Origin of the sequence: Mycobacterium aquaticum (assembly GCF_002086485.1) — a bacterium.
Taxonomy (GTDB): Bacteria; Actinomycetota; Actinomycetes; order Mycobacteriales; family Mycobacteriaceae; genus Mycobacterium; species Mycobacterium aquaticum.
Window position 1 is genome coordinate 41,593 of the sequence record NZ_MVHF01000001.1, and the last position, 22,677, is coordinate 64,269.

Annotated in this window: 15 protein-coding genes and 2 tRNA genes; 10 read left to right on the forward strand and 7 right to left on the reverse strand. The window is 65.2% G+C overall.

The features are described from left to right. The first annotated feature begins 8 nt into the window (after window positions 1-8). Both BST13_RS00175 and BST13_RS00180 read left to right on the forward strand, forming a co-directional pair. Window positions 9-803, forward strand: coding sequence for an Fpg/Nei family DNA glycosylase (locus tag BST13_RS00175; protein WP_083159414.1), 795 nt, complete (start codon window positions 9-11; stop codon window positions 801-803). 37 nt (window positions 804-840) lie between these two features. Further along, complete coding sequence (locus tag BST13_RS00180; RefSeq protein WP_083159416.1) at window positions 841-2,526, forward strand: cation:proton antiporter; 1,686 nt, start codon at window positions 841-843, stop codon at window positions 2,524-2,526. A gap of 71 nt (window positions 2,527-2,597) precedes the next feature. On the opposite strand, the gene BST13_RS00185 is transcribed toward BST13_RS00180, so the two are convergent. Then, a complete protein-coding gene (locus BST13_RS00185) occupies window positions 2,598-3,443 on the reverse strand; it encodes a DUF1542 domain-containing protein (RefSeq protein ID WP_083159418.1) in 846 nt (281 codons plus the stop codon). Window positions 3,444-3,494: 51 nt separating this feature from the next. After that, on the reverse strand, window positions 3,495-4,679 hold the full coding sequence (locus BST13_RS00190; protein ID WP_083159420.1) for a serine hydrolase domain-containing protein: 1,185 nt from the start codon (window positions 4,677-4,679) through the stop codon (window positions 3,495-3,497). Between the two features lie 263 nt (window positions 4,680-4,942). Between BST13_RS00190 and BST13_RS00195 the strand changes: the two genes are divergently transcribed. Further along, window positions 4,943-8,671, forward strand: coding sequence for an NHL repeat-containing protein (locus BST13_RS00195; RefSeq protein WP_142282697.1), 3,729 nt, complete (start codon window positions 4,943-4,945; stop codon window positions 8,669-8,671). Further along, a complete protein-coding gene (locus BST13_RS00200) occupies window positions 8,668-11,733 on the forward strand; it encodes a pentapeptide repeat-containing protein (RefSeq protein ID WP_158087066.1) in 3,066 nt (1,021 codons plus the stop codon). The genes BST13_RS00195 and BST13_RS00200 overlap by 4 nt, the downstream gene beginning before the upstream one ends. A gap of 90 nt (window positions 11,734-11,823) precedes the next feature. Here BST13_RS00200 and BST13_RS00205 read toward each other — a convergent pair. Further along, a tRNA-Gly gene (locus tag BST13_RS00205) sits at window positions 11,824-11,897 on the reverse strand. A gap of 137 nt (window positions 11,898-12,034) precedes the next feature. Between BST13_RS00205 and BST13_RS00210 the strand changes: the two genes are divergently transcribed. The 5 genes from BST13_RS00210 to clpX all read left to right on the forward strand — a co-directional run bounded on the left by BST13_RS00210 (window position 12,035) and on the right by clpX (window position 16,404). Beyond that, a tRNA-Pro gene (locus tag BST13_RS00210) sits at window positions 12,035-12,108 on the forward strand. A 41-nt stretch (window positions 12,109-12,149) separates the two neighbouring features. After that, window positions 12,150-13,541, forward strand: coding sequence for a trigger factor (gene tig, locus BST13_RS00215; protein WP_083159425.1), 1,392 nt, complete (start codon window positions 12,150-12,152; stop codon window positions 13,539-13,541). A gap of 106 nt (window positions 13,542-13,647) precedes the next feature. Next, complete coding sequence (locus BST13_RS00220; RefSeq protein WP_083159427.1) at window positions 13,648-14,250, forward strand: ATP-dependent Clp protease proteolytic subunit; 603 nt, start codon at window positions 13,648-13,650, stop codon at window positions 14,248-14,250. After that, complete coding sequence (gene clpP2 / locus BST13_RS00225; protein ID WP_029372951.1) at window positions 14,247-14,894, forward strand: ATP-dependent CLP protease proteolytic subunit ClpP2; 648 nt, start codon at window positions 14,247-14,249, stop codon at window positions 14,892-14,894. The genes BST13_RS00220 and clpP2 overlap by 4 nt, the downstream gene beginning before the upstream one ends. 229 nt (window positions 14,895-15,123) lie before the next feature. Further along, window positions 15,124-16,404: an ATP-dependent Clp protease ATP-binding subunit ClpX gene (gene clpX / locus BST13_RS00230; protein ID WP_083159429.1), complete on the forward strand. Its 1,281-nt coding sequence runs from the start codon at window positions 15,124-15,126 to the stop codon at window positions 16,402-16,404. Window positions 16,405-16,473: 69 nt separating this feature from the next. On the opposite strand, the gene fdhD is transcribed toward clpX, so the two are convergent. Beyond that, on the reverse strand, window positions 16,474-17,301 hold the full coding sequence (fdhD, locus tag BST13_RS00235; RefSeq protein ID WP_083159431.1) for a formate dehydrogenase accessory sulfurtransferase FdhD: 828 nt from the start codon (window positions 17,299-17,301) through the stop codon (window positions 16,474-16,476). Between the two features lie 205 nt (window positions 17,302-17,506). Here fdhD and BST13_RS00240 point away from each other — a divergent pair, with 205 nt between their 5' ends. Then, on the forward strand, window positions 17,507-19,681 hold the full coding sequence (locus BST13_RS00240; RefSeq protein WP_083159433.1) for a glutamine synthetase III family protein: 2,175 nt from the start codon (window positions 17,507-17,509) through the stop codon (window positions 19,679-19,681). Between the two features lie 78 nt (window positions 19,682-19,759). Here BST13_RS00240 and BST13_RS00245 read toward each other — a convergent pair whose 3' ends face one another. The 3 genes from BST13_RS00245 to BST13_RS00255 all read right to left on the reverse strand — a co-directional run bounded on the left by BST13_RS00245 (window position 19,760) and on the right by BST13_RS00255 (window position 22,666). Further along, window positions 19,760-20,608 (reverse strand): sugar phosphate isomerase/epimerase family protein, encoded by an 849-nt coding sequence (locus tag BST13_RS00245; RefSeq protein WP_245839221.1) that lies wholly within the window; start codon window positions 20,606-20,608, stop codon window positions 19,760-19,762. A gap of 113 nt (window positions 20,609-20,721) precedes the next feature. Continuing rightward, a complete protein-coding gene (locus tag BST13_RS00250; protein ID WP_083159435.1) occupies window positions 20,722-21,753 on the reverse strand; it encodes a Gfo/Idh/MocA family protein in 1,032 nt (343 codons plus the stop codon). Between the two features lie 7 nt (window positions 21,754-21,760). Beyond that, the gene (locus BST13_RS00255) at window positions 21,761-22,666 is read right to left on the reverse strand and encodes a sugar phosphate isomerase/epimerase family protein (protein ID WP_083159437.1); all 906 of its coding nucleotides are present in this window, start codon (window positions 22,664-22,666) and stop codon (window positions 21,761-21,763) included. Window positions 22,667-22,677: the final 11 nt, after the last annotated feature.

Genomic DNA, 22,677 nt, shown 5'->3' on the forward strand with positions numbered 1-22,677 from the left:
CCCGAGCCATGCCTGAAGGACACACTCTGCACCGGCTGGCCCGGCTGCATCAACGCCGGTTCGGCCGCAGCCCCGTCGTCGTGTCGAGCCCGCAGGGCAGGTTCGACGCCGGCGCGGCCGACGTCAGCGGGCGAGTCCTACGCAAATCCGATGCCTGGGGCAAGCACCTGTTCCATCACTACGAGGGCGGTCGCGTCGTCCACATCCACCTGGGGTTGTACGGCACGTTCACCGAGGCAGCCGTGCCGTTGCCGCTGCCGGTGGGCCAGGTCCGCATGCGCATGGTCGGCACCGAGTACGGCACCGACCTGCGCGGTCCGACCGTGTGCGAGGTGATCGGCGAACCCGAGATCGCCGACGTCGTTGCCAAACTCGGCCCGGACCCGCTGCGTGCCGATGCTGATCCAGCAATCGCCTGGACGCGGATTGCCAAGTCGCGCAGATCGATCGGCGCGTTGCTGATGGATCAGTCGGTGATCGCCGGGGTCGGCAATGTGTACCGCAGCGAGCTGTTGTTCCGTCATCGCATCGACCCCTACCGGCCCGGCGTCCACCTCGGCGAGGACGAATTCGCCGACATGTGGACCGATCTGGTGGCGCTGATGAAGGTCGGTGTGCGGCGCGGCAAGATCGTCGTGGTGCGGCCCGAGCACGACCACGGCGCCCCGTCCTACGGACCCGGCCGGCCCCGCACCTATGTGTACCGGCGGGCGGGCGACGCGTGCCGTGTGTGCGGAACCCCGGTGCGCACGGCCGAATTGGAAGGCCGCAACCTGTTCTGGTGCCCGGCCTGCCAGAGGTAGTGCGGCGGGATCGTATTCGGCACGGGACAATTGACGAGTGGAACTGATCCTCGTCGTCGTCGGAGCGATTGTCGTCACAGCCATTGCCCACCGGCGCGGATTGGAACCCGCCCTGATCATCGTGGTCGTCGGCATCGCGGTGTCGTTCTTCCCGGATTTCGAGCCGCCCGAACTCGATTCGCACATCCTGCTGACGGTGGTGCTGCCGCCGCTGCTGTATTCGGCGGCGCTGGGCTTCTCGTTCCCGACCTTTTTGCGCAACATCCGGCCCATCCTGGGTCTCGGGGTCGGGTTGGTGGTGGTGACCGCGTTCACGGTGGCCGCGGTATCTGCCTGGCTGGTGCTGGTGCCGCTGACGTTCGGGCTGGCGCTGATCCTCGGCGCGATCGTGGCGCCCCCGGACGCGGTCACCGCCGTCGCGGTGGGTCGCAAGTTGGGCCTGCCGAAGCGGGTGATGGCGATCCTGACCGGGGAGAGCCTCATCAACGATGCCGCGGCGCTGACGCTGTTCACCATCGCGGTTGCCCAGGTCGCCGGCACCCATACGTTCATCGAGGACCCATTCCTGCTGTTCGCCTTCAGCGCACTGGTGGGCCCGTTGGTGGGAGCACTGCTGGGCTACGTGACGTTGTGGATCCGGCGGCGGCTCGCCAACCCGGGGCTGGAGACCGTTCAAGGGCTGGTGGTGCCGTTCGCGGCGTACATCGCCGCCGAGGAATTACATGCCTCGGGTGTGCTGGCGGTCGTCGTCGCAGGCTTCGTCGTCGGCCACGGTTCGCTGGGTGCCGGGTATCAGACCCGGCTGCAGGAACGCTACGTGTGGAACTCGGTGGACGTGCTGCTGGAGGCGTTCGTCTTCGCCTACATCGGTCTGCACCTGCGCTTCGTGCTTGAGCACCTCAACGACGCGCATGAATCGCTGATGGAGGTGGCCGTCGCGTCGGCGATCGTGCTGTTGATCGTCCTGGTGATCCGGCCGCTGTCGGTGTTCGTGATGTTCGGACGCAACAAACTGTTCAGGCATGTCGAGAACCGGCTGAGCGTGCCGGTGCCCGACCGTGGTGGCCGTGGCGCGCTGGGCACGAAGGTACGACGCAAGCCGATGGGCAAGTGGCGCTCCCGCGTGGACCGCAGGCCGCTGTCCTGGCGGGAGAGCGTGGTGGTCTCGTGGACCGGTATGCGCGGCGTGGTCACCTTGGCTGCGGCCGCCGCGATCCCCGCCACGACCGCCACCGGCGAACCGTTCCCGGAGCGGGCCACCATTCAGGCCATTGCCTTCGTCGTCAGCGTGGGGACCCTGTTGATCCAGGGCTGGTCGCTGCCGTTGCTGATCCGGCGGTTGCACCTGTCGCGGTTCTCTGACGACCACGAGGTCGACCGGGCCGAGGAACTCAAGGCCGAGCGGCTGGTGCACGATGCCGCCGAGGAAGTGCTTGCGGGGTTCCAGGCGCCCGAGGGGATGAACCCGATGGTGCTGACCGAGATCCGCACCATCATCGCGCGGCATTCACAGGACGCCGACGAGATGCCCGACCCCGAGGCGCACACCAGGCGGTCGGAGGTGTTCTCGGCGCTGTACCGCGACGTACTGGCGGCTCAGCGGCGGGCGCTGATCGCCGAGCGCGACGCGGGAGGCATCGAGGACGAAGCGGTGCGGGCCATGCTCGAGCGGCTCGACCTGCAGGAGGCCGGGGTGTCCGCGCGGCTCGACAGCCGGTTCTGAAGACCGGCGAGCAGTCGCGAAAGTCCCCGAACCGCGGCGTGTCGCGGACCTTCGCGTCTGCTCGCGCTGGGTCAGAAGTCCCCGCCGCCGAAGTCGCCGCCACCGAAGTCGAACCCGCCGCCGTCGAATCCGCCGCTGTCCCAGCCACTGGCGTCGGTGCCGCCCCAGTCGTTGGAGCCGCCGCTGTCGTAGCCGGCGTTGTCGTAACCACCGCCGTCGTATCCGCCGGCGTCCTGACCGGCGGCGTACCCGTCGGAGTAGCCGTCACCGTATCCGCTCTCGAAACCCTGTGCGCCGTAGTTGACCCCGTGCATGCCGCTGAACAACGAGTCGAACAGCAGTGCCGAGCCCACGCCCCAGGCGCCGGCCACCAAGGCGGTCTTCCACCACGGTTCGGAATACCACCCGGCAGGCACCGGGCGGCCGGCCACGCGGCCGCCGGGGTAATAGTTCGGCGTGCGCGGCGACGGGGTGGGGGAGGCCTCGAGCTGACGGCCCTCGAAGTTGATGGTGCGGTCCTCGGTGACCGCGCCGGCCGACCGCTGGCCGGTCAGTGTCTCCAGTTCGGGACCGGGATCCATGCCCATCGCGGTGCGTGCGGCTCGGACGTAGTACAGCCCCTCGATGGCGCTTTCCTTGGCCAGCGCTGCCTGCTTGGCGGTGGTCGCCTGGTCGATCTGCGAGGACGCGGCGGTGTAGCGCTCCGATGCGTCGGCCAGCGCCTGCTTGGATGCGTCGTCGGTACCGGTCAGGTTGAGCACCTGGCCACCGAGCCGTTCGATGATGCGACGGGCGTCGGCCTTGGCGTCGGCGAGAGATTCGGCGGTCCTTCGTCCGGCCGATTTCGACGAGCTGTAGACCGCGAACGCGATGGCGGCGATGACCAGGACGATGAGTACCAGCAAAACGCTGTTCATGGCGTCCAGGGTACCGAGCGGAAACGGGGTTTCCCGTCTTCGGAGCGGGCGTCAGATTACGCCGAGAGCGGAGTACACCTCGTCCGAGAGCGCGACCGTGCGGGGGTCGGCGTTGCACTTGGTCGCGTCGAAGTAGTTCATCACGTACGCGTAGCCGATGCGGTGTTCGAGGTCGACGAACGCGTATGAACCACCGGAGCCGCCGTGCCCGAAGATTCGTCGGTTGGGGCCGGCCACCCCACGCTGGTTGAGCATGTATCCAAGACCCCACCCGTGGTCGGCGACGCGTGGGCCGAGGACCACGTCGGGGTCGAAACCGCCTTGGGACACCCGCGCCCGCTCCAGGTGTTCGCGGCTGATCAGCTTCTCCTGGGCCAGCGCGTTGTAGAACGTCGCCATGCCCAGCGCGGACACGTGCGCGTTGGTGCTGGGGAACTCGGCCGAGCGCCACGTGCTCAGGGCGTGGGCGCCCAGTTCGTCGTCGGGCACGAAGTCCATCGACACCGCGAACGCGGCCCACGGATGGTCGTTGAGGTGCTGCGGCGGCGCATCTACCTTGTTCTGGGCCAGCACGCTGCGCACGGTCGGCTTGTTGAGCATGTCTGCGCAGCGGTGGTGCTCGTCGGCGGGCAGGCCGATATGAACGTCGATGCCCAGCGGCTCGGCGATCTCGGTGCGCAGATACTGGCCCAACGTCCGGCCGGTCACCCGGCGGATCACCTCGCCGAGGATGAAGCCGAAGCTCACGGTGTGATAGCCCTGCGCGGTGCCGGGTTCCCACCACGGTTCGGCCGCGGCCAGGCGCGCGCAGACGCCGTCCCAGTCGGTCACATCGCGCCAGTCCATGGGTTCGCGCGGGCCGATCACCCCGGACCGGTGCCCGAGCACCATGGCGATGGTGATGTCCTGTTTGCCGGCCTGGGCGAATTCCGGCCAATACCGAGCGACCGGTGCGTAGAGGTCGATCTCACCGCGATCGGCCAGCAGATGCACGCAGCTGCTCAACAGGCCCTTGGATCCGGAGAACACGCTGGCCAGCGTGTTCTCTCGCCACGGGCGAGTGCCTGCCGCATCGGCAGATCCGCCCCACAGGTTGACCACCAGCTCGCCGTCGACCCAGACCGCGACGGCAGCGCCGACCTCGCCACGCTCGGCGAAGTTGCGTTCGAACTCGTCTCGGACCCGGACGAATTGTGGCAGGCACGTGCCGGATATCGGGGCAGCTGTGGTGATCATGCGGGCTCCTGCGTGTTGGACCGGAGCCGTTGGCCGGTGAGTCGGGGACGACCACCAATGTACGGGCCGTGGCCATGACCACCACAAGGGCCGAAATCGATTGGAAGCGATTCGAGACCGGGCCGTGATCAGGCTCTCAGGTTCGGATGGCATTTGCAATTGTTGTCCCCGACGTCAATTTCCTATGACACAGTGTGCTATCGGCGTCGACATCGCCGAGTCCAGTGGCTTGGCCGATCGAGGGGATCGCGATGGCGCGCGAGATGGAAACGGTCACACTGCACTTCGACCTCACGCATCTGGGCCACCTCGGGCCGGAGCAGGGTTTCACGCTCAAGATGCCCGGCGCTCGAAGAACGCTGATGCGCCACACCGCCCAGACGCTCAGCCGTAATGCCGAGTCGAATTCCGCATTGGCACAACTGAACCAGGACCAACGGAGCCGTTTCACGCACTACGCGGAGAGGGTCCTCCTGCCGACGGACGCCGTCAGCTTCTGCTGGGTCGGCTATCCGGCTCGCCGCCCGGGTGCGGTGTCGGAAGAAAGCGCCGTCATCTTTCAGCATGTTCCCCGCAGTGCGGCTCGTCGCGCGCTCCGCACCTCGCGCCGCACCGGCGAGTTGACTGTGCCGCATCGGCTGCAGGCGATCGGGGTCGACGTGATTGGCGATGAGGGTGACGTCGAGGCGGTGCACCTCGACGCGTCGCTTCTGGTCACCCCTGCGGAGACGGCGACCACCATGGTGATGCAGCATCCCGCCATCGCAACGTTGATACCAGAAGATCACTGGTCCATCGCCGAAAGGCTTGTCTCCAAACAGCCCTCGTTCACGGCGCTGTGGACGTACGTGTCTCGGCACCCGCCCGAGGGTGACGATGCGTGGTATGAGAACACCTATGTGACCGATGACGACGGCAATCCCGTGGAGCCGACAGCCCAGCTCACCGACGCAGACGCTCCGCCCGCACCCTGGCCGACCACGATGGTCGACGGCCGAGAGATTCCCGTCATACCTCAACACCGACTCGTCAAGGATCTCGATGACCTGCTCAGGCCGGTGATCGAAGAGGTGGTCCGGGCAGTGGCACAAGAACCGAGCTTCAAAGGGCAACAATGGTCCACCCAGCACGGCGTGACCAACCAGGTACGGACGAATGCGCATGCGCCCCAACCGAAAACATCCGAAGCGGGAGTGCCGGCGCAGACCCATTGGACGCTGGTCAACAAGACCTCCATGTACGGTCTCGACCTGTATCAGGATTCGATTGCATTCGACGAGTCGGCCCAGACACTGACGTTCGACGTCAAGAACTGGCCCAACCGCGGACTTGGCGTTTACATTCAGTTCATCGACGTCGCGGGCGCGCCGATGGACAACCCCGAAGGCTGGAAGGACCGGCTGTCGGGCTGGCCGCGTAGTTTGAGTGAGCAGCTTCAGCCCAGTCCCAGCAAGAAGTACCTGCGCCATATCGGTGCGGGCAACACTGTGTTCGGTATTCCGGTCTGGACGGACAGACAATCGATCTCCTTTGTCGTTCCCGTCGGGGCGGCAGGTGCGAACATCCTCGTGGGTGGCCTCGGTAGCGGGGACACGGACATGGACGTCGACAAGGTCGGTCTGATCTACACCTGCGTGGCCAGCTACGGCATACCTGCCTTTCTTTCCGCACTCTCGATCGGCGTGAAAAGCACCAAGTGGTACCGAACGGTCCTTGAGGACAACGACGTCATCAAGGGCTTGATCGCCGAGGGGATGATCTTGGTGAAATACGGGATCGTCGGTCCGAAGCAGACGCTGATATGGGCTTCCGGCAAGGTGGCCGGCATCATCTTCTCGAAGGCGCTGGAGAAACTCGCCAAAGCGATCACCGGCTACGTGACCGTATCGGAGATCGTCGACAACGCCCCCTTCGTCGGCTGGGCGCTGCGCGTCGCGGCCGTCGCGGGCACCGTCGCCGATATGGCGGCCACGAGTGTGGCGGTCAGCCTCTCGCCGGCCACCTACAAGGTTGAGGCGAAACGCTCGATGACCCTTGATATCTCGGTGACCCCAGACTCAGCACATCGCATCTGGCCGAACGGAGCCGACCACTTCGTCATCGATGTCTGCTACCCCGGCGGCACCACCCTGACCAAGACCGGAGCCATGCCCGTCGGCGGTGACACGCCGATCAGGGTCACCTACTCGTCGGACACCGGCGACGCCGTGCCTGCCGCACGAGGTCAGAAGTTCCGCATCGTCGCCTCCGTCTATACGGCGTCGAACTGGTTGTGCGGCAAGTGGGTCAGCGATGAGATCGACGCGGTGCCCAACGACGGCTCCTCCCGGAGCGAGACCGGTGCCATCACCGAGCAAGTAGTGCCACTGGACGCGAATACCCGGTATACGCACACCAAGAAGCTCGACTTCGACGCGGCAACCAAGGGCTACCTCTGGAAAGCGACCGCAACCGCGCCATCTCAGACCACCGCCAGCCTCGCCACGCCGGGGCAGGATCTGGTTGAGCTGACCGGGGTCACGATGAACGATCCGGCGCACCGACTCGGCTACTGCTACCAGGCGAGAAATCAGAACCTGCCGATGGACTACGACGCCGCGAGTCGCGCGAATCCGATGTATGTGTTCCGGAGCATTTCCACACTGGTGAATCCGATGGAGGGCATGCTGTCGCCCGCGCGGGGATTCTCGCTGCAACCCCAGATTGCCTACGACCACTTCGGCAGTGAGACAGCCGACGGCTCTGTGATCTCCGGAGCCCAGAACTTCTACCTCGACACCCGGACGTACGGTTGCACCGGTCTGACCCACCTGCGTCGGGTCGACCTAGCAGCCAACGGCGACAGGGTCTTTCGCTACGACTCCACTCAAAGCTGGGGGGCATTCGGATTTCTGGGCCTGCACGCCATGGTCGTGCATCCGAACGGGTACGTGGTCGCCGTCAGCTATCACGACGACAAACTGGCGATCCTCAAACTGCCCACCGCACAGGTGTCCGAAGCGGACGCCCCGCAGGCGCTACCGCACTGCGGTAGTGGTGTGCGTGAGGGGCTGCTGGGCGGTCCGGTGGGCCTGACCATTTCCCTGGACGGCCGCATCCTGGTGCTCGAGCGCACCAACGCTCGCATTCAGGCTTTCGACACGCAGGCCAACCCGGTCCGATGCTTTTCCGGAACGCTGGAATTCAGCGTCGCCGACGGTGACCTCGCGGCCGAATTGGACAGGGGCGCAGTAACACCCGCGCTGTTGCAGGCACTTCAGCTCAATGTCCCGGCGGGCAAGGCGTCGGCGAACGCCTGTCAGCCGCGTTACCTGTGTGCGCCCGTTCTCAGCCTGCCGAGCAGTGATGCGCCGCTTCTCGATGCGGGCCGGGTCACCGAGGACCTGGCCAAGCGGTTCGATGATCACGGTCTGACGCTCAACGGCGATGCCGCCATTGTGCGTACCGCGCCGGGTTGCTGGCTGGTGTTCGACGCCGATGAGGGCCTCGACTATGACGTTCGACTGAGCGGCGAGGGTGCCCGCGAAATCGACGTGTACCGCTGCTTCACCCCGATGGTCGAGGTCAGGGCGCCGGGCGCCGAATGGCTACTGCAGGACAAGACGCACACGCTGAGTTTCGCTGTCACCGCGCGGGATGGTGGCCTGAGATTCCGGAACCTGACATCGTGCCTGCCCCTCAAGAAGGAATCGTCGGCCACGGTCACTTATCTCGACATCGCTGTGGAGGCCAAAGGTTTCATCTATGTGCTGTCCTACGTGAACGACGGGGCCCGTCCCACGGATTACCGAATCGACATCTACAAGCCCGACGGCACACCACTGAGCGCGAACGCTCATCAGGGCCAGGTCAACGCCGCCCGGCTGCAGGTCGACCGGTGGCGAACCATCTTCACACTCAACTACGAGCAAATGCTCGGTCGCGATGGAAGGGCTGAACCCACTGTGAGCCAATGGAATACGTTGCCACGAAGCGAGGCGCACCCCGCATGACCGCACCAACCGGGCCGTTCAGCGGACCACCACCGTATGACCTCCGTGGCTGCGACCTGAGCCGAATGAATCTGGGTGGCAAGGACCTGACCAACGCCAAGCTGCAGAACGCGAAGCTGCTCGGGACGGTCTTCAATGGTGTGCTCAGCCTTGTGGGAGCGGACCTCTCCGGAGCGATCATCGGCGACGGCACGGACTTCACCGGCTGTGATCTGTCCCAGGTGAACTTCGGGTCCACGCCGGGGCTCGGCGGAAGTCCTTACGCCCTGACTAAACTCGTCGGCGCAAAGGTTCCGGCGCAGGCGGTGGGGCTGCACTGGGATTACCTTGACCTCACCGACGTTGTCGTCGTGGACCTGCCGAACCAACTCGGCGATCTGAAGGTCACGTGTTCGAATCTGGCGGGATTCAATTTCGCCGGTCGCATACTTTCCAACGCGCGCTTCGCGGGGGTGGCCCTGCGCGGCGCCAACTTCGCCAAGGCGACGCTGACCGGCGCACGGTTCGATCCGGCACTGAGCGCGCGGTGCGACCTCACCGGCGCCAATTTGACCGGCATCACCATGGCTTCCGGAAGCCTTGCAGACTGCATCCTGAGCCGCGCCGACTTCACTCGCGCCGACTTCTCCGACTCCGCTGTGGGAAAGCCGTCGTTCGCCCGCAGTGCCATCGACGGCACCTGTTTCGACGGAACCAATCTGGTGGGATGCGACCTGACCAACGCCACCCGGGCGACGAGCACGACCAAACTGACGTCGTTCCGTGGGGCGAAGCTGAAGCTGATGTCCATCGGGACGGCGTGGTCGTACCTTGACCTCACGGACGCCACCATCGTCGGCCTGGCCGACGCCATCAAAGACGGTGCCTCGCTGACGCTGCGCGCGCAGTACAGCGCGCTGACCGGTCTCGATCTGTCCAATGCGAAGTTGAGCAAGTCCGACTTGACGGGAGCGACGCTCGCCGGTACGAACTTCACCAGCGCCACGCTGGACAATGCCCAGATGTGCGGCGTGCACAGCACGTACGAAGCCTTCCGGGTGTCCGCGCGCGGCGAGTACGACGAGTTCTTGTCGGCCCTGCAGCAGCGTACGGTGCCCGCGGTAGCGAAAATCTTTGCCGTCCACGGCTATACCGTTGCGCCTTCCGGTACGGCAATTCGCTCCGATGGCGATCATGGGTGGATCGTCACCGACCCTTCGGCCAAACGCAGCTACGAAGTCAGGACTATCGCCGTCGACGGTGCCAACAGTCTGGTGGTGACGGATCCCAATCGGATCACCCGGTTCGACAACGCAAGGCTCACCGACGCGAGGCTGGGCCCCGACAAAGGGATTCGAACGGTACTTCGGGGTGCCACGTTCACGAACGCGGAACTGGCAGGTGCAGATCTGAGCAAGGCAGACCTCGGACCCGTCGATCCTCATGATCCGTCGACCGGTGCCAAGTTCGTGGGTGCGAAGATGAACGGAGTGGGCTTGAGTCAGGCGGCTCTGGTCGGAGCCAATCTCGCTCAGTCGTTCCTACACGGCGCCAATCTCGCCGGCGCCAACCTCAAAGGCGCCGACCTCAGCGGCGCCCAGCTCGGCTCGCTGGCAGCGCAATTCGCTGTTCCGGAAACCTCTGGCAACTATCACAGACTGCTGACAGCGTTGGAACGAGCCGACGGTGCCGAGGTGGTCAGCCTCTTCGAGGCCTTCCGCCATCCGCTCGAGGGCGTGACCGCCCTGGAGATCAAAACGCATGTGCCACAACGGTCATGGCGGCTGTCTCATCGTTCCCGGCCGACGCCCTACACCGTGCTGAACTGGACATCGTCGGGCGGCAGCAAGTCGTTGGTCGTCTCGACCGAGACCAAGGCCGCCACCTTGACCGGTGCCTATATGCCGAATGCCCGGTTGACCGACGCCAATCTGAACGGCGTAGCGGCAAGTGGTGTTCAGCTATACGGGGAGGTTCATCTGGAGGGAGCGATCCTGGACGAGGCCACGCTCTCGAACGCCAATCTGGCTGGCAGTCACCTGGGGGTAAAGGCGCTGCACCGCGTAAACCTCAGTTATGCCAATCTGGTCAACTCAACGTTTAAGGGGGTGGATCTGACCCACGGCGTGGTTCTGTCCTACGCCAGCCTGCAGGGCACCGATTTCACCGATTGCCACATGGACGGCGCGAACCTGGAATACGCCGCCGTGTCGGTGAGGCTGTCTGGAACGACTTCAGGTGCTTACCTTTTCAAGATTTCTGACGCTGGTGTGGTCAAGGACGTCGTAGGGGAGTTGACAGCCGCGGCCGCCGCGATGTTCCCGGTGGAGCTCGCGCCCGGCCCGGACCGGACGCCGGTCGATCAGCTCGTTACCTACCTGAAGCAGGGCGACATCGTAAACGCCGGCCCGATCCTGATGAAGCGTGGCCTGACCCTGCCGGTGGGTGCCAAGATTCAAGCGACCACCGAGACCGACGCCTGGCAGGTCATCGATTCCAAAGGTGCCGGCTTCAATGTGTGGCTGGGGTACACCAAGGCAGGCGCCAAGGCCGTACTCGCCCGACCGGGTACGCCGCGACTCCGGGACATTTTCAAGACCCACAGCGGCAACGCCGGGACGTTGCGCTGGCAGTCGACCGTCTCGGCGGACCTCGGGCCCGACCGGTGGGAGATCGACAATGACAGTGCCAACCCGGACAACTTCCAGTTGGGCTACGTCAAGATCCTGGCGGTTCGCGCCGAGGACGGCCTGGTGTTCTACGGGACGATGCTGCGGCTCGAGCGGCTGGCCGACGACAACACCAGGCAGATCGTTCCGGTGACGCTACTGCCGACCGTCCTGGGCCCTACGAATGCGGCCGGCGAGCAACTGTGCGGGCCGGACGGGTCAGGCAGCTACTTCGGGCCTACCACCGTGTGCCCCAACACGGTCACGCTGTCACTGAACCAGAGCAGCAAGACCAGGCTGCGCTGGGAGGAGATGCTGCGGGCACCCGAATCGCCCGCGCCACCCACGTGCGTACCGAGCCCGAACCAATACTGTCCGCCGGTGAGCCCTTCGGCATACGTCAGCGGGCCGTGATGACGCGCAACATCGGTAACTCTGATGCGCAGTTGCCACACGGGGCGCACGGTGACACACAAAAAAACCGCCCTGGCAGGGCGGTCTCTGTGGAGCGGGCGACGGGAATCGAACCCGCGTAGCTAGTTTGGAAGACTAGGGCTCTACCATTGAGCTACGCCCGCATGTGCAGCACCAGCACTGTACCGGTGTGCCCCCAATCAAATCCAATTGAAGGCTTCAGGTGGTCAGGCCGTAGTATCTCGCGTGGTCCTTTTGTGGGTTCGCGCCCGCGATCGGCCACGCAGACAAACGATGCACACGGGGTGTAGCGCAGCTTGGTAGCGCATCCGCTTTGGGAGCGGAAGGCCGCAGGTTCAAATCCTGTCACCCCGACTCACCCGCCAGTACGACAGAACTATCTAGGAGCAACAAGAGTGAAGAGCACGGTCGAGCAGCTGAGCCCCACCCGGGTGCGCATCAATGTGGAGGTGCCCTTCACCGAGTTGGAGCCGGACTTCGACCGGGCGTTCAAGGAGCTGGCCAAGCAGGTCCGCCTGCCCGGCTTCCGTCCCGGCAAGGCCCCCCGCAAGCTGCTGGAGGCCCGCATCGGCCGCGGCGCCGTGCTGGAGCAGGTCGTCAACGACGCCCTGCCCAGCCGCTACAGCGAGGCCGTGTCGACGTCCGACATCAAGCCGCTCGGCCAGCCCGAGATCGAGGTCACCAAGCTTGAGGACGGCGAGGAGCTGGTGTTCACCGCCGAGGTGGATGTCCGCCCCGAGATCACGCTGCCCGACCTGGAGGCGCTGAAGATCACTGTCGATCCGATCGAGGTCACCGACGAAGAGGTCGACGCCGAGCTGCAGTCGCTGCGCGCCCGGTTCGGCACCCTGACCGGTGTCGAGCGCCCCGCGCAGGAGGGCGACTTCGTCTCCATCGATCTGTCGGCCACCGTCGACGGCGAGGATGTGCCCGAGGCCAAGACCGAGGGGCTCTCGCACGAGGTCGGTTCGGGACAGCTGATCGACGGTCTCGACGACGCCATCATCGGCCTGACCGCGGGTGAGTCCAAGGTCTTCACCACCAAGCTGGCCGCAGGCGAGCACGCGGGCAAGGACGCCGAGGTGACCGTGACCGTCAAGTCGGTCAAGGAGCGCGAGCTGCCCGAGCCCGATGACGAATTCGCCCAGCTGGCAAGCGAATTCGACACCTTCGAAGAGCTCAAGGAAAGCCTCGCCGAGCAGGTGAAGCGCGTCAAGAGCGTGCAGCAGGCCGAGCAGATCCGGGACAAGGCGCTTGAGGAACTCCTCGAGCAGACCGAGGTTCCGCTGCCGGAGAACATCGTGCAGGCCCAGATCGACGACACCCTGCACAACCGGATCCACGCCCTCGACCACGACGAGGACAAGTTCGCCGAGCAGCTGACCGAACAGGGCAGCAGCCGTGAGGAATTCGACGCCGACAACCGCACGCACGCGGAGAAGGCCATCAAGACCCAGCTGCTGATGGATGCGCTGGCCGACAAGCTCGACGTCCAGGTGGGCCAGAACGACCTCACCGAGCGGCTGGTGCTGATGTCGCGTCAGTACGGCATCGAGCCGCAGCAGTTGATCCAGCTCCTGCAGCAGAACAACCAGCTGCCGGCCATGTTCGCCGATGTGCGGCGCGCGTTGACCATCGCCGCCGTCGTGCACGCCGCCACTGTCACCGACACCGAGGGCACGGTCGTCGACACCACCGAACTCTTCGGTCCGGTCGGTAACGGCGAAGCCGAGGGTGAGCAGGTCAGCAGCGACGAGGCCGACAAGGACGCCGACAGCGCCGAGTGACGCTGTGAGCGAACGCGCCCCTGTCTGGGAGTGCGTGGCGTTCCAGGTTGGTTAATGTCGTCAGTACCAAGACGTAAGAGAAAGCAGGTATCCAGTCGTGACTGACATGCGTGGCGCCGGGGCAGGGCTCAACCTTGTCGACTCGGTGTACGAGCGACTGCTCTCCGAGCGGATCATCTTCCTGGGCTCCCAAGTTGACGACGACATTGCCAACCGGCTGTGCGCGCAGATTCTGCTGCTGTCGGCGAAGGATCCGACCAAGGACATCCACCTGTACATCAACTCGCCCGGCGGCTCCATCAGCGCGGGCATGGCGATCTACGACACCATGGTGCTGGCGCCGTGCGACATCGCGACCTACGCGATGGGCATGGCCGCGTCGATGGGGGAGTTCCTCCTCGCCGCGGGGACCAAGGGCAAGCGCTACGCGCTGCCGCACGCCCGCATCCTGATGCACCAGCCGCTCGGCGGTGTCACCGGTAGCGCGGCCGACATCGCGATCCAGGCCGAGCAGTTCACGGTCATCAAGAAGGAGATGTTCCGCCTCAACGCCGAGTTCACCGGGCAGACGATCGAGCGCATCGAGGCCGACTCCGACCGCGACCGCTGGTTCACCGCACCGGAAGCCCTGGAGTATGGGTTCGTCGACCACATCATCACCAGCGCCAACGTCAACGGCACCGGACCGGGAGCAGGACTAGACAAATGACCGACCACACTGATCCCCGCCTGCAGCCGCAGGCCCGCTACATCCTGCCGTCGTTCATCGAGCACAGCAGCTTCGGCGTCAAGGAGTCGAACCCGTACAACAAGCTGTTCGAGGAGCGCATCATCTTCCTCGGCGTGCAGGTGGACGACGCGTCGGCCAACGACATCATGGCGCAGCTGCTGGTGCTGGAGTCGCTGGATCCCGACCGGGACATCACCATGTACATCAACTCGCCCGGTGGCTCGTTCACCTCGCTGATGGCGATCTACGACACCATGCAGTACGTGCGGGCCGACATCCAGACCGTGTGCCTGGGTCAGGCCGCGTCGGCCGCCGCGGTGCTGCTCGCCGCCGGAACCCCCGGCAAGCGTCTCGCACTGCCCAACGCCCGGGTGCTCATCCACCAGCCCTCGCTGGGTGGCGTCATCCAGGGCCAGTTCTCCGACCTGGAGATCCAGGCCGCCGAGATCGAGCGCATGCGTACCTTGATGGAGACCACGCTGGCGCGGCACACCGGCAAGGATCCCGAGGTCATCCGCAAGGACACCGACCGCGACAAGATTCTCACCGCCGAGCAGGCCAAGGATTACGGCATCATCGACACGGTGCTGGAGTACCGGAAGCTGTCGGCGCAGAAGTCGTAGGCCCGACCGATCGTCTCCGGCAGCGACACGCCCCCGAAACAGTCAGCGCACTGAGGGCCGTGAGCGGCCGGAGACGATATGTTCTCCTGCACAGGTAAATATCACCGACGCGATTCGGCTTTATCGGTCGCACCGCGGAGGAGCGAACGGGTAGCGTCGGGTTTAACGCCCGGGGAAACCCTCGAAATGGCGAAACGACTGACCGTGAACAGGAAGTAGGACCCCCCGAATGGCGCGCATCGGAGACGGCGGTGACCTGCTGAAGTGCTCGTTCTGTGGAAAGAGCCAGAAGCAGGTCAAAAAGCTCATCGCGGGTCCCGGCGTCTATATCTGCGATGAGTGCATCGACCTGTGTAACGAGATCATCGAGGAAGAGCTCGCTGACGCTGACGACGTCAAGCTCGACGAGCTGCCCAAACCCGCGGAGATCCGCGAATTCCTCGAGGGCTACGTGATCGGCCAGGACACCGCGAAGCGGACCCTGGCGGTGGCCGTCTACAACCACTACAAGCGCATCCAGGCCGGCGAGAAGTCCCGCGACTCGCGCTCGGAACCGGTGGAGCTGACCAAGTCGAACATCCTCATGCTGGGGCCCACCGGCTGCGGTAAGACCTATCTGGCGCAGACTCTCGCCAAGATGCTCAACGTCCCGTTCGCCATCGCCGACGCGACGGCGCTCACCGAGGCCGGGTACGTCGGCGAGGACGTCGAGAACATTCTGCTCAAGCTGATTCAGGCCGCCGACTACGACGTCAAGCGGGCCGAGACCGGCATCATCTACATCGACGAGGTCGACAAGATCGCCCGCAAGAGCGAGAACCCGTCGATCACGCGCGACGTCTCCGGTGAGGGTGTGCAGCAGGCGCTGCTGAAGATCCTCGAAGGCACGCAGGCCTCGGTGCCCCCGCAGGGTGGTCGCAAGCATCCGCATCAGGAATTCATCCAGATCGACACCACCAACGTGCTGTTCATCGTGGCGGGTGCCTTCGCTGGCCTGGAGAAGATCGTCTCCGACCGCGTCGGCAAGCGCGGCCTCGGCTTCGGTGCCGAGGTGCGGTCCAAGGCCGAGATCGACACCCAGGACCATTTCGCCGAGGTCATGCCCGAGGACCTGATCAAGTTCGGGCTCATCCCCGAGTTCATCGGCCGGTTGCCCGTGGTGGCGTCGGTGATCAACCTCGACAAGGAGTCGTTGGTCAAGATCCTCTCCGAGCCCAAGAACGCGCTGGTCAAGCAGTACGTGCGGCTGTTCGAGATGGATGGCGTCGAGTTGGAGTTCACCGACGAGGCGCTGGAAGCCATCGCAGATCAGGCGATCCACCGCGGCACCGGTGCCCGCGGCCTGCGCGCCATCATGGAAGAGGTGCTGCTGCCGGTCATGTACGACATCCCCAGCCGCGACGACGTCGCCAAGGTGGTCGTCACCAAGGAGACCGTGCAGGACAACGTGCTGCCGACCATCGTGCCGCGCAAGCCCTCGCGGGCCGAGCGCCGCGACAAGAGCGCCTAGCTTTCGTCGAGATTGCACTGAGGGTCGTGATTCCAAGCGGATCACGACCCTCAGTGCATTTTCGACGACCTACGAAGAGAGGACCCGGTCCGGGCGGGTGTAGACGTTCATCGAATCGCCCCGCAGGAACGCGACCAGGGTGAGACCCGATTGCGCGGCCAGGTCCACAGCCAGCGAGGACGGCGCCGACACGGCGGCCAGCACCGGGATGCCCGCCATGACGGCCTTCTGGGTGAGTTCGAACGAGGCCCGGCCGCTGACCAGGAGCACGGTGCCCGTCAGCGGTATCCGGTTCTGTTCGAGAGCCCAGCCGATGACCTTGTCGACCGCGTTGTGCCTGCCGATGTCTTCGCGTACCACGAGTAGGGTGCCGTCGGTCGTGAACAGGCCGGCCCCGTGCAGACCACCGGTGCTGGCGAAAACCTTCTGCGCCTCCCGCAGCCGGGGCGGCAGCGCCGAGAGCGTCTCGGCCGCTATCGTCGACGGATCGTCACCCGGGCAGTAGCGGCTGATCAGTCGCACGGCCTCCAGCGACGCCTTGCCGCACACCCCGCACGACGAGGTGGTGTAGAAATTGCGGGTGACGTCGACCGCCGGTGCCTCCACGCCGGGCGCCAAGGTCACGTCGAGCACGTTGTAGGTGTTGGTGCCGTCCTCGGTCGCGCCGCGGCAGTACCGCACGGTCAGCACGTCGTCGCGACTGCCGATGACGCCTTCGGTGAGCAGAAAGCCTTGTGCCAGCTCGACATCCGAGCCGGGCGTGCGCATGGTGACGGTGATGGGTGTCCCGTTGAGCCGAATCTCCAGTGGCTCTTCGACGACGAGCGTCTCCGGCCGCTTCTCCACCCCGGTCGCGTTCAGGTGGGTGGCCCGGCGTCGTGTGGTCACTCGGCCCACGGTTGCCGCCTCCCGGTCATGGTTCCAACTTAGTCCCTCGCGCGGCGGGGGCGGTTGGTGCACCGGGTGTGCGGTTCAGGGCGGGCCGACAGCCCTGACGCCAGCGTTAACGTCGGTATTCCGCCCTTGACGTGCAAGTAACAGGCCCGCCATCGAGCCTTCCTACTGTTGGCCGGTCACGCACATGTAGCGATAAGGAAGTCCATTGAGCGCAAACGCAGCCCGTCTGCAGGCCATCACCAACGTCGAAGCCTACGTACCGCCGGCAATCAGTTTCGTCCCTGGCGAAGCGCCGGGCTCGATCTTCGGCGCCAACGTGTTCACCAAGGCCGAGATGCAAGCGCGGCTGCCGAAATCGGTCTACAAGTCCGTCGTCGCAACCATCGAGAAGGGCGCCAAGCTCGACCTGTCGGTGGCGGATGCAGTCGCCGCGGCGATGAAGGACTGGGCGTTGGAGATGGGTGCCACCCATTACGCGCATGTGTTCTACCCGATGACCGGGCTGACCGCCGAGAAGCACGATTCCTTCCTGGAACCCGTCTCCGACGGCCAGACGCTGGCTGAATTTGCCGGCAAGACGCTCATCCAGGGTGAGCCCGACGCCTCGAGCTTCCCCTCCGGCGGGCTGCGCAGCACCTTCGAGGCGCGGGGGTATACCGGTTGGGACGTCACCAGCCCCGCTTACATCCTGGAGAACCCGAACGGTAATACGCTCTGTATCCCAACGGTTTTCGTATCGATGACCGGTGAGGCCCTGGACTACAAGACCCCGTTGCTGCGCAGCCAACAGGCCATGGGCATCCATGCCGAACGCATCCTGAAGCTGTTCGGCCACAAGAACCTGGAGAAGGTCGTATCGTTCTGCGGTCCCGAGCAGGAGTACTTCCTCGTGGACCGGCACTTCTTCCTGGCTCGGCCGGACCTCATCAACGCCGGGCGGACGTTGTTCGGCGCGAAACCGCCCAAGGGACAGGAATTCGACGACCACTACTTCGGCGCGGTACCCGAGCGGGTGCTGGGCTTCATGATGGACACCGAGCGCGAGTTGTTCAAACTCGGAATCCCCGCCAAGACTCGGCACAACGAGGTGGCGCCCGGCCAGTTCGAGGTGGCCCCGATGTTCGAGCGGGCCAACCTCGCCTCCGATCACCAGCAGTTGCTGATGACGGTGTTCAAGACCATCGCCAAGAAGCACGGCATGGAATGCCTGTTCCATGAGAAGCCGTTCGCCGGCGTCAACGGGTCGGGCAAGCATGTCAACTTCTCGGTCGGCAACGCCGAACTCGGATCGCTGCTGGTGCCCGGTGATACTCCTCACGAGAACGCCCAGTTCCTGGTGTTTTGCGCGGCGGTCATCCGTGCGGTGCACAAATACGCTGGGCTGCTGCGTGTTTCGGTGGCCTCGGCCACCAACGATCACCGGTTGGGTGCCAACGAGGCACCACCGGCCATCATCTCGATCTTCCTCGGCGACCAGCTGGCCGACGTGTTCGACCAGATCGCCAAGGGCGCGGCGACGTCGTCAAAGGGTAAGGGCTCGATGATCATCGGCGTCGACACCTTGCCAGTCCTGCCGACCGATCCGGGTGACCGCAACCGCACCAGCCCGTTTGCCTTCACCGGCAACCGTTTCGAATTCCGGGCACCGGGTTCGGGCCAGACCGTCGCGGTGCCGATGATCATTCTCAACACCATCATGGCCGAGTCGTTCGATCACATCGCGACACTCCTGGAGCATGCGGTGGCCGAAGGGGAGGACTTCGACACCGCAGTGCAGAAGTTGCTCACCGACATCATCACTGAGCATGGCGCGGTGGTGTTCAACGGTGACGGTTACTCGGAGAACTGGCAGATCGAAGCCGCCGCTCGGGGCCTGCCCAACTTCAAGACCACGTTGGACGCGTTGCCTGCGCTGATCGCGCCTGATTCTGTCGAGCTTTTCGAGAAGTACGGGGTGTTCAACGAGCGTGAGTTGCACAGTCGCTACGAGGTCCGGTTGGAGCAGTACGCGCTGACCATAGGCGTCGAAGCAAAGCTGACACTCGAGATCGGGTCAACGGTGATCCTGCCCGCGGCGATCCGGTACCAAACTGAGCTGGCACAGAACGCCGCTTCCCTCAAGGCCGTCGGTGTTGAGCCGGATATGACGCTGCTGCAACAGGTTTCGGAATCGATCAGTGCCCTGACGGCCGCCTTGGCCAAGCTGAAGGCGGGGCTGTCCCACGACAGTGCCGATGCCTTCGAAGAGGCGGGCAATGCCCGGGACGCGCTGCTGCCCGCGATGGCGGAGGTGCGGGCTGCGTCAGATGCGTTGGAGGGTGTGGTGGCAGACGACCTGTGGCCGTTGCCGACCTACCAGGAAATGCTCTACATCCTCTGAGGTGGTCGTCGCCGGGTGTGGGGTTGGTCCCGTCCGGGACCCCGGTAACCGCAGCCCCACATCCGGCGATCCGCCGGGTCAGAGCACCGAACGCGCCGAGTCGGCCGCCAGTTTGAGCGCTTCGCGAACCGGCAGCTTTCGGAATGGGGCCGACAGGATCTCCACCCCCCACGGACCGTCGAAACCTTGGTCGCGTAACACCGCCACCAGGCCGGCAAGGTCGAATATGCCTTCGCCGCAGAGCAACCGGCGCTCGACGGTGTCCTCGAACAACGATCCGACGACGGTGGCGGCGGCATCGTCGAGCTCGACCCCGAACACCATCCCGGGTGACAAGGTGCTGCGCAGCTCGTCCAGGGACGTGCCCGCGCGGAACACATGCCAGGCGTCCACCAGCAGCCCGACGCCGGGATGGGCTGCGGCCGTGACGATGTCGGCTCCCAGCTGCACCGTCGAGATGATCGAGAACGGCATGGTCTCGATGGCGATGCGAGTGCCGTGTTCGGCCGCTTGATCGGCGAGTTCCCGCAGTGGGGCGACCAGCGCCTCGGGATGCGCTGTGCGGGACCCGAGTTCGGAGCCGATCTTGATGAATGCCGGGCCGAGTGTGTCAGCGGCCTCGAACAACAGCTCGCGGACGTCGTAGGAATCGCCGGCCGTCCCGCGGGGCAGCCACCACCGCTCGAGCAGTTCGATCTCGATGTGGGTGAGCCCCGCCTCGGCGATCAGATCACGAAGACCCTGGTAGCCCAACGTATCCCGGATCACACGCAGATCGTCGGCGATGAGACCGAGGCCGGTGTACCCGGCTTCGGCCGCGGCCGCGACGCGTTCGGCGATGGGCACGGGGCTCGTCGCGGGACTGTGCATCGGTGAGGTGTCGCCGGCGCTGGTCCATGCCGTTGCCACCAAGCGCGCTTGTGTCACTGTCGTCTCCCGTGAGTGTGCGCAAAATGCCGACCGCAAGCGGCGTGTCGGGGGACAGACACGCACGCTCGCGGTGCAGGGGTGCAGGGGTGCAGAGGTGAACGGTGGAGGGGCTAGGCGCCGGGGATGGTGGCGCGGTCGACCATATCCACCGTGACGGGTTGTCCGGATTGCAGGGATTCGACGCCTGCGGCGCACACAGCCGCGGCGGCGTAGCCGTCCCACGCGCTGGGCCCGTCGGTGTAGTCCCCGGTGGCGTTCCCACGCTGCACCGCATTGACCCACCGCTGGAACTCGGTGTCGTAAGCCCGGCCGAACCGCTCCCGGAAGCCGGGTGTGATCTGCCCGCCCCAGGTACCGGCTCCACCCTTACGGATCAACCCGACATCGAGTCCGATGAAAGCCGAACCCTTTTCGCCGACGAGCTCGGTGCGCACCTCGTAGGCCACGCCGGTGGTGACGAACAGCTCGACGTCGACGTGTTTGCCTGAATTCGTCCGCATGATCGCGATCTGCGGATCCTGGATGCCTTGCGGCGCACCCGGATTGGTGGCCGGTTTGATGATCTGGATGGACGCGATCTCTTCGTCGAACAGGAACCGCGTCACGTCGACCTCGTGGACCAGCGAATCCTTGACCACCATCGAACTGTCGAAACTCGGCGGCACGGCCGGGTTGCGGTGCACACAGTGCAGCACGAGGGGCCGGCCGAATTCGCCGGCATCCATCAGTGCCTTGAGCTGGACGTACTCGTCGTCGAAACGGCGCATGAACCCGACCTGGATGAGTCGCTTGCCCAGTTCGGCCTCGCGCTTGACGATCTCGAGCGACGACTCCACGTCGGTGGTCAACGGCTTTTCACACAACACCGGCTTGCCGTGATCCAGGCATGCCAGCAGTTGTTTGTCGTGGGTGGGCCCCGGCGTGGCCAGCACCACCGCGTCTATGTCGGGATCGGCGATCGCGTCCAAGGGGTCGCCGACGGCGCGGCAGCCGGGGACGCCCGCGGCGACGGCCTCGGCCTTCTCGGTGAGGAAGTCGTTCACCACGGTCACCCGGGCACCAGAGATGCGGGTGGCCAGCCGCGCGACGTGATCGGCACCCATGATGCCGACGCCGAGCACGGCGATACGCAGGTCGGACATTGTTCTCCTAGCGGAACTTCACAGACGGAACACCACAGGACCCCAGGTAGGACTGGGTCCGCTTGGCGATGGGCAGGGGTGCGTCAACCTCGCAGGGATACATGTCCTGCTCGACGATCGCGAACACGTCGATGCCGAGCTTTTCGATCTCGGCGAGCAGCGGCGGCATCTCCGGGATGCCCAGCGGCGGCTCGGTCATGGCGCCGAGCTTGACGGCCTCACCGAACGGCAGGTCCTCGGCCTCGACCTTGGCCCGCACCTCGGGATCGACCTGCTTGAGGTGCAGGTAGCCGATGCGCTCGGGGGCGCGGCGGATGATCGCGATGTTGTCGCCGCCGCAGTAGCTGATGTGACCCGTGTCCAGGCACAGGTTGACGAACTCACCGTCGGTGCCGTCGAGGAACCGGTACACGTTCTCCTCGGTGTCGACGTGGCTGTCGGCGTGCGGGTGGTATTGCGCACGCACACCGTACTTCTCGAACATGGCCTTGCCCAGTTCGTTCATGCCCTGGGTCTTCTTGCGCCACTGCTCGGGGGTGAGGGTGCGGTCCTCCAGCACCGCGCCGGTCGCCGGATCGCGCCACATCTCGGGGATCACGACGACGTGCTTGCCGCCGACCGCGGCGGTGAGGCGCGCGACGTCCTCGATCTGGGTCCAGACCGCATCCCACGCGTCGTCTTGATGCAGGTGCTCGAACACCGTGCCCGCCGACAGCTTCAGGTTGCGCTTGGCCAGTTCGTCGGCCAGCTGTTGCGGGTCGGTCGGCAGGTAGCCGAACGGTCCCAGTTCGATCCACTCGTAACCTGATTCGGCGACCTCGTCGAGGAAGCGCGGGTACGGCGTCTGCTTGGGGTCATCGGGAAACCACACGCCCCAGGAGTCGGGGGCCGAACCAACGAGAATCTTGCTCACTACGGGGTCCT

Bases quoted from the DNA above. Each gene is read 5' to 3' on its own strand.
- BST13_RS00175 (WP_083159414.1), top strand. From the start codon at position 9: ATGCCTGAAGGACACACTCTGCACCGGCTGGCCCGGCTGCATCAACGC.
- BST13_RS00185 (WP_083159418.1), bottom strand. From the start codon at position 3,443: ATGAACAGCGTTTTGCTGGTACTCATCGTCCTGGTCATCGCCGCCATC.
- BST13_RS00190 (WP_083159420.1), bottom strand. From the start codon at position 4,679: ATGATCACCACAGCTGCCCCGATATCCGGCACGTGCCTGCCACAATTC.
- BST13_RS00195 (WP_142282697.1), top strand. From the start codon at position 4,943: ATGGAAACGGTCACACTGCACTTCGACCTCACGCATCTGGGCCACCTC.
- BST13_RS00200 (WP_158087066.1), top strand. From the start codon at position 8,668: ATGACCGCACCAACCGGGCCGTTCAGCGGACCACCACCGTATGACCTC.
- BST13_RS00220 (WP_083159427.1), top strand. From the start codon at position 13,648: ATGCGTGGCGCCGGGGCAGGGCTCAACCTTGTCGACTCGGTGTACGAG.
- clpP2 (WP_029372951.1), top strand. From the start codon at position 14,247: ATGACCGACCACACTGATCCCCGCCTGCAGCCGCAGGCCCGCTACATC.
- clpX (WP_083159429.1), top strand. From the start codon at position 15,124: ATGGCGCGCATCGGAGACGGCGGTGACCTGCTGAAGTGCTCGTTCTGT.
- BST13_RS00250 (WP_083159435.1), bottom strand. From the start codon at position 21,753: ATGTCCGACCTGCGTATCGCCGTGCTCGGCGTCGGCATCATGGGTGCC.